Below are 12,687 nucleotides of genomic sequence, written 5' to 3'. Positions count from 1 at the left end.
GTCGACCGGGGCCGTTCACATACGTGTGACTATCCGCGGCGATCCACCGCGGAACCGGCCCTCAGGACTCACAAACCCATCCGCGCGATCGCGCGGTGTCCAGAACCGACCGGACAAGGCTACCGGAGGCCCGCCTGTGAATCCGCCCGGCAGGGCATCCACCGATTCCCAGAACGTAACGGCCCGGTAACGCGAGTCGCGTACGCTCACGTCGTGACCACACCGCTGTCGATCTCCATCGAGTCACCCCGCGAGGCCGGGGTCGCGCTCCTGCTCGAGGGCAGCACGGCGTATGCGCAGTCCCTGTACCCGCCCGAGTCGAACTTCCTGCTCGACATCGCGCAGCTCGAGGCGCCCGGCACGGCGGTCTACGTCGCCCGGAGCATCGACGGCACCGCGCTCGGCATGGCCGCGCTGGTCGAGTCCGCCGAGGTCGGCGAGGCGCGGGGCGAGTTGAAGCGCATGTTCGTCCTCGACGGCGCACGTGGGCTCGGCGTGGCCAGCGCGCTGATCGAGCGCATCGAGACGGATGCCGCCCGGCGGGGCGTCCGCGAGATCGTCCTCGAGACCGGGCCGCTGCACCACGCGGCGCTCGCCCTCTACGCCAAGCACGGCTACCGGCGCATCGACCAGTTCGGCCAGTACGTCGGCGAGCGGTTCAGCGTGTGCATGGCGAAGTCGCTGGTCGGGTTCTCCAGCGGCCCGAGCACCGAGGAGCTGCCGATCGCCGTCGGCGAGTGAGCCGGAGCGGGTCCGCCCGCTCAGTCCGCCCCGCGGCATCCGTCGAGCACCCCGGCGATCGCGTCCCGCTCGGGCCGGGTCACCCACAGGCCGTGCGTCGCCTTCACCTGCACCTGCGTGGCCACGTACTCGCAGCGGAACGAGCGGTCCGGCGGCAGCCAGGTCGCCGCGTCGCCGGCGCCCTTCTGCTGGTTGGCCGCGCCGTCGACGGCGAGCAGGTTGCGGGGGTCGTTCGCGAACGCCACGCGTTCGTCCTCGCTCATCGACTGCGCGCCGGTGACCCAGGCGTTGGCGAGGGGCACGACGTGATCGATCTGCACGAGCCGCGAGGTGTCGTTCCCCCGCACGAACGCGATCATCCGCCCGGTGTACGGGTCGTCGAGCAGGCCGGAGAGGACGCGGCAGCCCTCGGGCCGTTCCGGGTCCTGCAGGTCGCGTGCGAGCACGTCGTTCCGGGTGTCGCAGCCGTTGCGATCGACGTCGATCCAGCCGTGGCCGAACTCGTCGCGCTCGTAGCCGGTGAGCGGGGCGCGGCCCTTCACCGGCAGCCCCTCGAGCAGTGCGAGCGCGGCGTCGACCTCGGCGGGATCCATGCCGGCGTCGTCGGCGGCGTCCCCCGGCGGCGCGGCGGCGTCCTCGAGCGCCTCGAGGATGAACTCGATCCCGTCGAGCACGACGACGAGGTCGTCGGCGGGCGCGCACGACGTGAGGGACAGGGTGAGGGCGGCGCCGACGGCGGCGCCCAGCAGGGTTCGGGTCACGGGCCGTCCGATGGGCGAGGCGGGAGGGGTCCGCAGCGAGCGTAGGGCTCGATGCGCCATCCGCGCGAACGTGAGGTAGCATCACCACACCCCCGAACCCGGAGCCCCCGTGACCCCCACCCGACTCTCCGGCGGTCGCGGAGGCCGGCGTCGTCGGCCCCTGCGGGTCGCCCTCGCCGTCAGCGCGGCGCTCGCCGTCGCGGCGGCGGTCTCGGCGTTCCACCAGCCCGTCCGCGAACTCGACCCGAACGCCGAGCAGGCGTCGAGCGAGGTCGCGGGTTCGGAGATCATCGGCATCCGCACCTTCCAGCCGCCCGCGGGCCTCCGAGTCGACGCCGACCTCGAGTACGGGGTCGCCGCCGACGGCACGCTGCTCACGCTCGACGTGTGCCGCCCGCCGGCGGACGTGATCGGCGGGTCGCAGCCGACGGTGGTCTCGGTGCACGGCGGCAGCTGGGCCCGGGGCGACAAGGCCAACGCCGACTGGCGCAACGTGTGCCTGTGGCTCGCGAGCGAGGGCTTCGTCGCGGCATCCGTGAACTACCGCCTGGTGCCCGAGGCGCGGTATCCGGCGCAGGTCGACGACGTCGCCGCCGCGGTCGCGTGGCTGCGCGAACCGGCGCAGGTGGAGCGCTTCGGCATCGACCCCGGCCGCATCGGCGTGTTCGGCGGCTCGGCCGGCGGCCACCTCGCGGCGCTGCTCGGCACGCTCGGCGACGGCCCGCTCGACGAGGGGTCGCGCGTCGCGGCCGTGGCGGAGCTGTCCGGGCCGGTCGGGATCAGCGCGGCCGAGCTCGAAGCTGATGCCGCGTCGGCGTGGCTGCGCGGGATCGTCGGCGAGTTCCTGGGCTGCGATCCGATGGCGGCCGACGACGCCTGCCCGCAGGCGATCGAGGCCTCCGCGACTGCGCACGTCGATCCGAGCGATCCGCCCTTCCTCATCGCCCACGCCGCCGACGAGGTGATCCCGGTCTCGCAGTCCGAGCGCCTCGCCGCGACGCTCCGCGCCTCGGCGGTGCCCGCGGAGCTGGCGATCGTGCCGGGCGACGCCCATTCGATCGGCATCCTCGACGAGGCGCTGCGCGAGCGGGTCGCGACCTTCCTGCACCTCCACCTCGGCTAGGGCGAACCGCTGCGCCGCAGCGTCCGTTACGCGCACGCAACGCCCGTGCGGTTCGATGGGGTCATGGCCAGTGAACCGATCACCGTGTCGATCCGCCGCGTGGTCGACCCCGACCGCATCGCGGAGGCGACCGTCTGGGTGCAGACGGGGGTGAACCTCGCGAACCGGTACCCGGGCTTCCTCGGCTCCGGGTGGGTCCGGGCGGGCGACGACTCCGACGTATGGCACATGCTGTACCGCTTCGCCGACGAGCGCACGCTCGCCGCGTGGGAGCAGTCGCCCGAGCGGGCGTGGTGGCTCGAGATGGGGCGCGGGTTCGTGCGGGAGGAGCGGGCCAGGCGCCGCACGGGCATCGAGGGCTGGTTCGACGACCCGCCCACCGGCTCCGTGCCCGCGGCCGCCGACCCCGCCGAGCCGGCGACGCTGCCCGCCGCCCCGCCGCGGTGGAAGCAGGCCGTGAGCATCTGGCTCGGGTTCTTCCCGGTGAACCTGGCCTTCGCGCTGCTCATGGCGCTCGTGCCGGCCTGGGAGGGCGTGCCGCTGGCGCTCCGGGTGCTGGCGACGACGCTGGTGCTCACGCCGATCATGACCTACTGGGTGCTGCCGTGGGTCACGCGGATGCTGCGCGGCTGGCTGGCGCCGACCGCCTGACGGCCCTCGCTCAGCGGGTCCCGCGGATGCGCCGCGAGAGAGTGGCCGCCGCCTCGGTCACCGCGCCGGTCGCGGCGTCGACGAGCTCGTCGGGCGCGCCCTGGTCGAAGGTGACGGCGATGGCCGCGGCGGGCCAGCCGAGGTGGTCGAGCACGACGGCGCCGACCGACGCGAGCCCGGCGGTGACCTCGCCGTGTTCGCCGGCGACCCCGGCCGTGCGGGCCTCGGCGAGCACCGACTTCAGGCGCGAGTAGCTCCACGGCGCGGCATCGGCGGGGCCCGGATGCCACTCGGCGAAGGCGGCGCGGTCGGGGTAGAGCGCCCGCAGCTGCGCCGGGGGCAGCACGGCGAGCATGGCGCGGCCCGATGCGGTCAAGTGGGCCGGCAGGCGCACGCCGACGTCCGAGACCAGGGAGGGACGGCGCGGCGCCCGCTCCTCGACGAGGTAGAGCACGTCGCGACCGTGCAGCACCGCGAGGTGGCCGGACTCCCCGAGGCGGTCGACGACGCCGGCGACGAGCGGACGGCCGAGACGAGTGAGGGGCTGCTGCCGGCTGAACCCGCTCGACAGCTCGAACGCGGCGACGCCGAGCCCGTAGCGACGGTCCTCGGGCAGGTGCACGACGAACCCGCGCTCCTGGAGCACGGCGAGGAGCTGGTACGTCGTCGAGCGCGGCAGCCCGAGCGCGGCGGCGATGGCCGCGGCGGGCGCCGGCCCGCGCTGGGCCGCGAGGTGCGAGAGGATCGCGAGGGCCTGGTCGGCGGCGGGCGCCTTCGACTCCGACATCGCGCCTCCTCCTGCACCGGGGGGATTCGTCCGGGATCCCGGACGACAGCGTACCTCCGGGCGTTCCGAGCCGCACGGGCGGGGTGTGGAATCGGAGCATGAGCACCATCGCGCCCGAGAACGCCCGCACCGCGGCATCCGTCGACGCCGTCACCGTCGGCACCGGACCGCTCACGATCGAGGAGGTCGTCGCCGTCGCCCGCCACGGCGCGCGCGTCGACCTCGACCCCGCCGCGCTCGACGCGGTCGCCGCGAGCCGGGCCGTCATCGACGGCCTCGCCGCCGACCCCGAGCCGCACTACGGCATCTCGACCGGCTTCGGCGCGCTGGCGACCACGTTCATCGCGGAGGACCGGCGGGCGCAGCTCCAGGCGAGCCTGGTCCGCTCGCACGCCGCCGGTTCCGGCGCGGAGGTCGAGCGCGAGGTCGTCCGCGGGCTCATGCTGCTCCGGCTGTCGACGCTCATGACCGGCCGGACGGGCGTGCGCCGGGTCACCGCGGAGACCTACGCGGCGATCCTGAACGCGGGCATCACGCCCGTCGTGCGCGAGTACGGCTCGCTCGGCTGCTCCGGCGACCTCGCGCCGCTCGCGCACTGCGCGCTCGTCGCGATGGGCGAGGGCGACGTGCGCGACGCCGCGGGCGAGGCGACGGATGCCGCGAGCGCCCTCGCCGCCGCGGGCATCGAGCCCGTCCGCCTCGGCGAGAAGGAGGGCCTGGCCCTCATCAACGGCACCGACGGCATGCTCGGCATGCTCGCGCTCGCCATCCACGACCTCCGGATGCTGCTCACCACCGCCGACGTCGCCGCGGCGATGAGCGTCGAGGGCCTCCTCGGCACCGACGCGGTGTTCGCCGCCGACCTGCACGAGCTCCGCCCGCAGCGCGGCCAGGCCGTGTCGGCGCGGAACCTCCGGAACCTCCTCGCCGACTCCCCCATCGTCGCCAGCCACAAGGGGCCGGAGTGCACGCGCGTGCAGGACGCCTACTCGCTGCGTTGCGCCCCCCAGGTGCACGGCGCGGCGCGCGACACGCTCGCGCACGCGGCATCCGTCGCCGAGGCCGAGCTCGCCAGCGCGATCGACAACCCGGTGCTCACGCCCGACGGCCGCGTCGAGTCGAACGGCAACTTCCACGGGGCCCCCGTCGGCTACGTGCTCGACTTCCTCGCGATCGCCGTGGCGGATGTCGCCTCGATGAGCGAGCGGCGCACCGACCGCTTCCTCGACAAGGCGCGAAACCACGGCCTGCCGCCGTTCCTCGCGCACGAGGTGGGCGTCGACTCCGGGCTCATGATCGCCCAGTACACGGCCGCGGGGATCGTCTCGGAGCTGAAGCGGCTCGCCGCCCCGGCGTCGGTCGACTCGATCCCCTCGTCGGCGATGCAGGAGGACCACGTCTCGATGGGCTGGGCCGCCGCGCGGAAGCTGCGCCGGGCGATCGACGGACTGGGTCGCGTGCTCGCGATCGAGGTGCTCACGGCCGCCCGCGGCATCGCACTGCGCGCTCCGCTCGAGCCCGGACCCGCCACGGGCGCCGTGGTGTCGATGGCGGTCGAGCGCGGCGCCGCCCCCGGGCCGGACCGGTTCGTCGCACCCGAGATCGAGGGGCTCGTCGAGGCGGTCGTCGCGGGCGAGGTCGCGGCCCGCGCGGCGGTGCGCACCGACCTCGACTGAGCGTCGGCGACGCGGCACCCCACGGCGTCGGAGCGGCTGCGCCGAGACGAGGTTGTGCGACCCCGACGCCGATGCCAGACTGGGGCAATCGTCGACGAGGACCGTCGGCGATGGACAGCCCTATGCAACAGCGAAGCACCGACGAGCACGACCCGTTCCGAGCGAGGCCCGCCCGGCGGTGCAGCCTTGCCGTCGCGGCGATCGCCGGCACGCTGATGCTCTCGCTCGTCCCGCTCGGTCCGGCGTTCGCGTCGGAGACCGACCAGACGTCCGCCACGAGCACGACCGCGGAGCCGACGAGCGAGCCGGCCCCGGCTGAGACCACCGAGCCGGCCCCGACGGAGACCACCGAGCCCGCGCCCGTCGAGCCGACCGAGCCGGCGCCCACGGAACCGGCACCGACCGAGCCGACGCCGACCGAGCCGGCGCCGACCGAGCCCGCCCCGACCGAGCCGGTCGAGCCGACCCCGACGCCGACGCCGACCCCCACGCCGACGCCTGCTCCGGCGACGCCCACCGCGACGCCGACGCCGACGCCCACCGCCGCGCCCGGTGCCCCGGGTCCGTATACCCTCCGGGGCGACGGACCCGTCGCGGAGATGTCGTCGGTCGACACCCGGTCCGGCGCGGAGTCGACCGCGCTCATCGGCCTCCGCGCCGCGCTCGAGCGGGCGACGGCCGAGTTGCGCGAGGCCGAGGCGGCGCTCGACGCCGGGCGCAGCACGCAGCAGGTCGCCCGGGCGACCGCCGAACGCCTCGACGAGCGCGCCGAGGAGGCGCGCGGCATCGCCGAGCGCGCCGCCGCCGCCTACCTCGCGGCGACCCGCGGAGACGGGGCCGCGCTGACCTCGATCGACGCGGCGTTCCGCGCCGGGAACGACCTGCTTGCCGGCCTCGGCGGCCTCGAGCGCATGGAGCAGCTCTCCGGCGACGCCGAGCGCCTCCGCGAGATCGCCGAGCGGCGCGACGCCGAGGCGGTGACCGCCGAGGAGCGCGCGGCCGCCGCGTGGCTCGCCGTCGAGGCGGTGCCGATCGACGAGCTCCAGGCCGACGTCGACGCCGCACGCGAGGCCGTGGCCGACGCGCGTGCCGACCTCCGCGGCCTGCAGTCGCGGGTCGCCTCCGACACGGTCGCGATCATCGACACCGTCCCGGCCGACGCCGGTCAGCTCAGCGACCAGGGCTGGGCGAACCCCGTCACCGGCACGATCTCGGACGTGTTCGGGCCGCGCCCGGTGCGCCCGGTCTCCGGAGTCAACGAGTTCCACCGCGGCACCGACATCGCCGCGCAGTGCGGCACGGGCATCTACGCCGCGACCGACGGCACCGTCGTCTCGGCCGGCCCGAACGGCACCTACGGCAACTGGGTGCTCCTCGACCACGGTTCCGGGGTCTCGACCGGGTACGCCCACATCCAGGACGGCGGCATCCTGGTCGACCCCGGCCAGCAGGTCGCGGCGGGCGAGCTCATCGCCGTCGTGGGCAGCACCGGCGCATCGACCGGCTGCCACCTCCACTACGAGGTGCGGATCGACGGGACCGCGGTCGACGCGGTCCCGTTCATGGCGGCACGCGGCGTCGAGCTCGGCTGAGGCACCGCGTCCGGGATCCCGGACAGCACGCCCGCGGCATCCGTTGCCCGCGCCCCCTCGAGGGTGTGGGATCGGATCATGACCATCGCTGCACCCTCCTCGACCGGCGCCGCCGCCGGCCCCCGCACCGTCCGCGCCGCACGCGGCACCGAGCTGACCGCGAAGAGCTGGCAGACCGAGGCGCCCCTGCGCATGCTCATGAACAACCTCGACCCCGAGGTCGCCGAGCGTCCCGAGGACCTCATCGTCTACGGCGGCACCGGCAAGGCCGCCCGCACGTGGGAGGCGTACGACGCGATCGTGCGCACGCTCGAGGGGCTGGAGTCCGACGAGACCCTGCTCGTGCAGTCCGGCAAGCCCGTGGGCGTCTTCCGCACCCACGAGTGGGCCCCGCGGGTGCTCATCGCGAACTCGAACCTCGTCGGCGACTGGGCGACGTGGCCCGAGTTCCGCCGGCTCGAGCAGCTCGGCCTCACCATGTACGGCCAGATGACCGCCGGCTCGTGGATCTACATCGGCACGCAGGGGATCCTGCAGGGCACGTACGAGACGTTCGGCGCGGTGGCCCGCTCGCTCGCCGCCAAGCGCGGCGCGAGCGAGGCCGAGGCCGCGACGGCGTCGCTGGCCGGCACCCTCACGCTCACCGCCGGATGCGGCGGCATGGGCGGGGCGCAGCCGCTGGCGGTCACCATGAACGGCGGGGCGGTGCTCATCGTCGACGTCGACGAGACGCGGCTGACCCGCCGCGTCGAGCACGGATACCTCGACGAAGTCGCCCCGTCGCTCGACGCCGCGCTCGAGCGGGTGCTCGCCGCCAAGGACGCGGGCGAGGCGCTGAGCGTCGGCGTGGTCGGCAACGCCGCGACCGTCTTCCCGGACCTCCTCGAGCGGCGCGTGCCGATCGACATCGTCACCGACCAGACCAGCGCGCACGACCCCCTGTCCTACCTGCCCGAGGGCGTGTCGGTCCCCGAGTGGCACTCGCTCGCCGCGAGCGACCCGCACGAGTTCACCGAGCTCGCGCGCCGCTCGATGGCCAGGCACGTCGAGGCGATGGTGGGCTTCCAGGCCGAGGGCGCCGAGGTGTTCGACTACGGCAACTCGATCCGCCGCGAGGCCGAGCTCGGCGGCTACGAGCACGCCTTCGACTTCCCGGGGTTCGTGCCGGCCTACATCCGGCCGCTCTTCGCCGAGGGCAAGGGCCCGTTCCGGTGGGCGGCGCTCTCCGGCGACCCGGCCGACATCGCGGCGACCGACCGCGCCATCCTCGAGCTGTTCCCGGAGGACGCGCACCTGCGCCGCTGGATCGAGCAGGCCGGCGAGAAGGTCCACTTCGAGGGCCTGCCCGCCCGGATCTGCTGGCTCGGCTACCAGGAGCGCCACCTCGCGGGCCTGAAGTTCAACGAGATGGTCGCCTCCGGCGAGCTCTCGGCGCCGGTCGCGATCGGCCGCGACCACCTCGACTCGGGCTCGGTCGCGTCGCCGTACCGCGAGACCGAGGCCATGGCCGACGGCTCCGACGCGATCGCCGACTGGCCGCTGCTCAACGCGCTGCTCAACACCGCGTCCGGGGCGACCTGGGTGTCGATCCACCACGGCGGCGGCGTGGGCATCGGCCGCTCGATCCACGCCGGCCAGGTCGTGGTCGCCGACGGCACCGACCTCGCGGCCGAGAAGATCGCGCGCGTGCTCGTCAACGACCCCGGCACCGGCGTCATGCGTCACGTCGACGCGGGCTACGACCGGGCCGTCGAGGTCGCACGTGAGCGCGGGCTGCGCGTGCCCATGCTCGAGGGCTGACGGGTGCGGCCGTCCGCCGTCTCGTCGCGGCTGCTGGTCACGGGCATCGGCGAGCTCGTCACGAACGACCCGGCCCCCGGGCGCGACGCGGGCCGGCTCGGCATCCTGCGCGATGCCGCCCTGCTCGCCGACGACGGGGTGATCACCTGGATCGGCCCCTCCTCGGAGGCGCCCTCCGTCGAGTCCGCGAGCGACCTCCCGCGCCCCCACCGGGTCGAGGTCGTCGACGCGGGCGGGCGCGCGGTCATCCCCGGGTTCGTCGACTCCCACACCCACCTCGTCTTCGGCGGCGACCGGGCGGAGGAGTTCGCCGCACGGATGGCCGGACGAGCGTACGAGGCCGGCGGGATCCGCTCGACGGTCGCGGCGACGCGCGAGGCGAGCGACGACGAGCTGCGGACACGGCTCGCGGGCTTCGTGCGCGAGCTGCACCGGCAGGGCACCACGACGTTCGAGGTCAAGACGGGGTACGGCCTCACCGTGGCCGACGAGGCCCGGCTCGCGCGCCTCGCCCGCGAGGTCACCGACGAGGTGACGTTCCTCGGCGCGCACGTCGTGCCGTTCGAGTTCCGCGAGCCCGAGGGCCCCGGCGCCGAGGCGTACGTCGACCAGGTGGTCGGCGAGATGCTCGACGCGTGCCGGCCGCACGTGCGGTGGGTCGACGCCTTCTGCGAGCGCGGCGCCTTCACCGCCGAGCAGTCCCGTCGCGTGCTCGAGGCCGGCCGCGCCGCGGGACTCGGCGTGCGCGTGCACGGCAACCAGCTCGGCGAGGGCGACGGGGTGCGGCTCGCGGTCGAGCTCGACGCGGCATCCGTCGACCACTGCACGTACCTGGCCGACGCGGATGTCGCGGCCCTCGCCGGATCGAGCACCGTCGCGACCCTGCTGCCGGGCGTGGAGTTCTCGACGCGGCATCCGTACCCCGACGCACGGCGCCTGATCGACGCCGGGGTCACCGTCGCGCTCGCGAGCGACTGCAACCCCGGATCGAGCTTCACGAGCTCGGTGCCGTTCTGCATCGCGGTCGCGGTCCGCGACATGGGCATGACCCCGGCCGAGGCCGTCTGGGCGGCGACCGCCGGCGGCGCGGCCGCGCTGCGGCGAGCGGATGTCGGGGTGCTGCGACCCGGCGCACGCGCCGACCTCGCCCTCCTCGACGCGCCGTCGCACGTGCACCTGGCCTACCGGCCGGGGGTGCCGCTCATCGCCGAGACGTGGAAGGACGGCGCGCGCGTCGCCTGACGACGACGCCGGGCATCCGCTCGTTCCCCTGGTCCCGCCCGCCGAACCGGAGGACAATGGCGAACGGACCCGAACGGACCCCGAACGGAAGGCGGGAGCCGGTGGACCTCGCGATGCAACCCGTGATCTCGGCCGAGCAGGTGCGCATCTCGGCGGGACTGCAGGGGTTCATCAGCCTGGCGTCGCTGGTCGCGCTCGTGCTCTTCTTCGCACTCGCCGCACCGTTCGAGGGCGGGCCGTCGCGCTGGTCGTGGCTCGGGCCGGTCAACGACTGGTTGACGGTGATCGGCGCGGTGCCGTGGATCGTGGCGACGGTCCTGCTCGCCCTGCACCTCCGGGCCGGACCCTGGCTCTGGGCGCTGTCGGTCGCCGCCTCGGTCGGGGCCGCCGCGATCGCCGTCGTGACCCTGCTCATGCTCTCGGGTCGGGTCGGGCTGGACGCCCAGGCCGTCGTCTCGCTCGCGGCGACGGTGGTCGCGTTCGCGTGGATGGCCGCGGCCTCCGCGAATGCAGCCGGGCAGGCCGCCGTTCCCCGATGGCCGGCGGTCCTCGCGCTCGCGATGCTCATCGCGCTCGTGGTCGGCGCCGCCCTCGCCGGCATCGGGTTCGCCGTGCCTGCCGGGAGTCCCGTGCAGACCGCGCTCTACGTCGGGGCCGGCGTGATCGGCGGACTGGCCTGGCTGGCGTTCCCCGCCTGGTGGCTGATCGTGGCCGCCACGCTCGCGTGAGCGGGGCACCGGCCCGTCAGTCGTCGTCACTCCGGCGCGTGCCGCGGCGGGCGGACAGCAGCGTGAACTCCGGGTGCGCCGCCACGAGCCGTTCGGCGCGGTCGAGCACGTCGGCCACCCGATCGCCTCCGGCCGCCGCGACCGCGACCCCGATCGCCGCCCGCCGGTGCAAGTCGTGGTCGCCGACCTCGGCGACGGACGCCTCGGTCGCGCGTCGGAGTTCCGCGAGCAGCGGACGCAGCACGCTGCGCTTCTGCTTCAGCGAGTGCACGTCGCCGAGCAGCAGGTCGAACTCGATCCACCCGATCCACACGCCCCCAGCCTCCCACGTTGGGCTAAAGTGCGATCCGAGCACTGGGGGTGTGCGCACATGACGGATCCGCCGACGCCGTTCGAGGCCCACGAATCAGGGGCGTACCTGCACGGCACCAAGGCCGCCCTCCGGGTCGGCGAACTGCTCGAACCCGGGCGCGAGTCCAACTTCGAGGCGGGGCGGACGGCCAACCACGTCTACGTCACCCTGACCCTCGACGCGGCCGCGTGGGGCGCCGAGCTCGCCGCGGGCGACGGGCCCGGCCGGATCTACCTCGTCGAGCCGACGGGACCGCTCGAAGACGACCCGAACGTGACCGACACGCGCTTCCCCGGCAACCCGACGCGCTCGTACCGCACGCGCGATGCCGTGCGCGTCGTGGGCGAGTTGGAGGATTGGACGGGCCACCCGGCCGAGCAGGTGCAGGCCATGCGCGACCGCATCGAGACCCTGCGGGCCCAGGGCCTCGCCGACATCGACGACTGACCGGATCGGAGACCGAGACAGATGACCGAGCACCGCGTCTTCCGCATGAGCTTCGCGTCGATCCATCCGCTGTACGTGCAGAAGGCCGAGCGGAAGGGGCACTCGGCCGACGAGGTGGACGAGGTCGTCTGCTGGCTGACCGGGTACGACCGCGACGGCCTGCGGCGTGCCATCGAGTCGGGCGTCGACCTCAGGACCTTCTTCGCCGAGGCGCCCGCGATGAATCCGAACGCCGGGCTCATCACCGGCGTGATCTGCGGCGTGCGCGTCGAGGAGATCGAGGACCCGCTGATGCAGCAGATCCGCTACATGGACAAGCTCGTCGACGAGGTCACCCGCGGCAAGCGGATGTCGTCGATCCTCCGGGGCGCGTGAGGCGCCCGGGCATGGACACCGCCCGATTGATCGACGCGTTCTACTCCCGGCTCTGGAACCGATGGGACGACGACGCGGTCGACCTCGTCCTCGCCCCCGGGTTCGCGTTCCGCGGCTCGCTCGGCCTCGAGACGACGGGGCGCGACGAATGGCGCGCATACCGCGACCTCGTCCGCGCGGGATCCGCCGACTTCGCGAACGAGGTCGTCGACCTCGTCGTGCACGACGACCGGGCCGCCGCGCGCCTCCGCTACCGCGGGACGCACACCGGCGAGTTGGCGGGCGTCCCGGCCACCGGGCGACGCTTCGAGTACGCCGGCGCGGCGTTCTTCACCGCCCAGGAGGGGCGCCTCGCGAGCGCCTGGGTGCTCGGCGACCTCCAGGCGCTGCGGGCGCAGCTGACGCGCTGACG

The 12,687-nt window shown here is 74.5% G+C and carries 14 protein-coding genes; 11 read left to right on the top strand and 3 right to left on the bottom strand.

The genetic code is table 11. The annotated features are described in order from the left end of the window. Nucleotides 1–213: 213 nt before the first annotated feature. A complete protein-coding gene (locus tag ACUY4T_RS07560) occupies nucleotides 214–741 on the top strand; it encodes a GNAT family N-acetyltransferase (protein ID WP_446018312.1) in 528 nt (175 codons plus the stop codon). 20 nt (nucleotides 742–761) lie between these two features. On the opposite strand, the gene ACUY4T_RS07555 is transcribed toward ACUY4T_RS07560, so the two are convergent. Continuing rightward, nucleotides 762–1,502 (bottom strand): HNH endonuclease family protein, encoded by a 741-nt coding sequence (locus ACUY4T_RS07555; protein WP_446018311.1) that lies wholly within the window; start codon nucleotides 1,500–1,502, stop codon nucleotides 762–764. A 109-nt stretch (nucleotides 1,503–1,611) separates the two neighbouring features. On the opposite strand from ACUY4T_RS07555, the gene ACUY4T_RS07550 reads away from it, so the two are divergent. Both ACUY4T_RS07550 and ACUY4T_RS07545 read left to right on the top strand, forming a co-directional pair. Continuing rightward, complete coding sequence (locus ACUY4T_RS07550; protein ID WP_446018310.1) at nucleotides 1,612–2,625, top strand: alpha/beta hydrolase fold domain-containing protein; 1,014 nt, start codon at nucleotides 1,612–1,614, stop codon at nucleotides 2,623–2,625. 63 nt (nucleotides 2,626–2,688) lie between these two features. After that, entirely contained in the window at nucleotides 2,689–3,276 is a 588-nt protein-coding gene (locus ACUY4T_RS07545; protein WP_446018309.1) for an antibiotic biosynthesis monooxygenase, read from the top strand. Between the two features lie 10 nt (nucleotides 3,277–3,286). Here ACUY4T_RS07545 and ACUY4T_RS07540 read toward each other — a convergent pair whose 3' ends face one another. Then, nucleotides 3,287–4,063, bottom strand: coding sequence for an IclR family transcriptional regulator (locus ACUY4T_RS07540; RefSeq protein ID WP_446018308.1), 777 nt, complete (start codon nucleotides 4,061–4,063; stop codon nucleotides 3,287–3,289). A gap of 98 nt (nucleotides 4,064–4,161) precedes the next feature. On the opposite strand from ACUY4T_RS07540, the gene hutH reads away from it, so the two are divergent. The 5 genes from hutH to ACUY4T_RS07515 all read left to right on the top strand — a co-directional run bounded on the left by hutH (nucleotide 4,162) and on the right by ACUY4T_RS07515 (nucleotide 11,101). Further along, nucleotides 4,162–5,739 carry a histidine ammonia-lyase gene (gene hutH / locus ACUY4T_RS07535; RefSeq protein ID WP_446018307.1) on the top strand — a complete coding sequence of 526 codons (1,578 nt, stop codon included), beginning with the start codon at nucleotides 4,162–4,164 and terminating at the stop codon, nucleotides 5,737–5,739. Between the two features lie 122 nt (nucleotides 5,740–5,861). After that, on the top strand, nucleotides 5,862–7,331 hold the full coding sequence (locus ACUY4T_RS07530; protein ID WP_446018306.1) for a M23 family metallopeptidase: 1,470 nt from the start codon (nucleotides 5,862–5,864) through the stop codon (nucleotides 7,329–7,331). A 78-nt stretch (nucleotides 7,332–7,409) separates the two neighbouring features. Then, entirely contained in the window at nucleotides 7,410–9,131 is a 1,722-nt protein-coding gene (gene hutU / locus ACUY4T_RS07525) for a urocanate hydratase (protein ID WP_446018305.1), read from the top strand. Between the two features lie 3 nt (nucleotides 9,132–9,134). Next, nucleotides 9,135–10,373, top strand: coding sequence for an imidazolonepropionase (gene hutI / locus ACUY4T_RS07520; RefSeq protein WP_446018304.1), 1,239 nt, complete (start codon nucleotides 9,135–9,137; stop codon nucleotides 10,371–10,373). A 101-nt stretch (nucleotides 10,374–10,474) separates the two neighbouring features. Further along, nucleotides 10,475–11,101, top strand: a complete 627-nt coding sequence (locus ACUY4T_RS07515; protein WP_446018303.1) for a hypothetical protein — start codon at nucleotides 10,475–10,477, stop codon at nucleotides 11,099–11,101. Nucleotides 11,102–11,117: 16 nt separating this feature from the next. Here ACUY4T_RS07515 and ACUY4T_RS07510 read toward each other — a convergent pair whose 3' ends face one another. Next, nucleotides 11,118–11,414: a DUF503 domain-containing protein gene (locus tag ACUY4T_RS07510; protein WP_446018302.1), complete on the bottom strand. Its 297-nt coding sequence runs from the start codon at nucleotides 11,412–11,414 to the stop codon at nucleotides 11,118–11,120. 57 nt (nucleotides 11,415–11,471) lie between these two features. On the opposite strand from ACUY4T_RS07510, the gene arr reads away from it, so the two are divergent. Genes arr through ACUY4T_RS07495 form a run of 3 tightly spaced genes read left to right on the top strand, consistent with a single transcriptional unit; the run spans nucleotide 11,472 to nucleotide 12,685 of the window. Then, nucleotides 11,472–11,900 (top strand): NAD(+)--rifampin ADP-ribosyltransferase, encoded by a 429-nt coding sequence (arr, locus tag ACUY4T_RS07505; RefSeq protein WP_446018301.1) that lies wholly within the window; start codon nucleotides 11,472–11,474, stop codon nucleotides 11,898–11,900. 21 nt (nucleotides 11,901–11,921) lie between these two features. Further along, entirely contained in the window at nucleotides 11,922–12,275 is a 354-nt protein-coding gene (locus ACUY4T_RS07500) for a DUF2200 domain-containing protein (RefSeq protein ID WP_446018300.1), read from the top strand. A gap of 11 nt (nucleotides 12,276–12,286) precedes the next feature. Beyond that, nucleotides 12,287–12,685: an ester cyclase gene (locus tag ACUY4T_RS07495; RefSeq protein ID WP_446018299.1), complete on the top strand. Its 399-nt coding sequence runs from the start codon at nucleotides 12,287–12,289 to the stop codon at nucleotides 12,683–12,685. Nucleotides 12,686–12,687: the final 2 nt, after the last annotated feature.

This window comes from Agromyces arachidis (genome assembly GCF_052805135.1).
This window is presented reverse-complemented; position numbering and strand designations above follow the sequence as displayed.

Excerpts from the sequence above, each read along its gene's own strand:
- ACUY4T_RS07500 (WP_446018300.1), top strand. The coding sequence starts at position 11,922 with ATGACCGAGCACCGCGTCTTCCGCATGAGCTTCGCGTCGATCCATCCG.
- ACUY4T_RS07495 (WP_446018299.1), top strand. The coding sequence starts at position 12,287 with ATGGACACCGCCCGATTGATCGACGCGTTCTACTCCCGGCTCTGGAAC.
- ACUY4T_RS07540 (WP_446018308.1), bottom strand. The coding sequence starts at position 4,063 with ATGTCGGAGTCGAAGGCGCCCGCCGCCGACCAGGCCCTCGCGATCCTC.
- hutH (WP_446018307.1), top strand. The coding sequence starts at position 4,162 with ATGAGCACCATCGCGCCCGAGAACGCCCGCACCGCGGCATCCGTCGAC.
- ACUY4T_RS07530 (WP_446018306.1), top strand. The coding sequence starts at position 5,862 with ATGCAACAGCGAAGCACCGACGAGCACGACCCGTTCCGAGCGAGGCCC.
- ACUY4T_RS07545 (WP_446018309.1), top strand. The coding sequence starts at position 2,689 with ATGGCCAGTGAACCGATCACCGTGTCGATCCGCCGCGTGGTCGACCCC.
- arr (WP_446018301.1), top strand. The coding sequence starts at position 11,472 with ATGACGGATCCGCCGACGCCGTTCGAGGCCCACGAATCAGGGGCGTAC.
- hutU (WP_446018305.1), top strand. The coding sequence starts at position 7,410 with ATGACCATCGCTGCACCCTCCTCGACCGGCGCCGCCGCCGGCCCCCGC.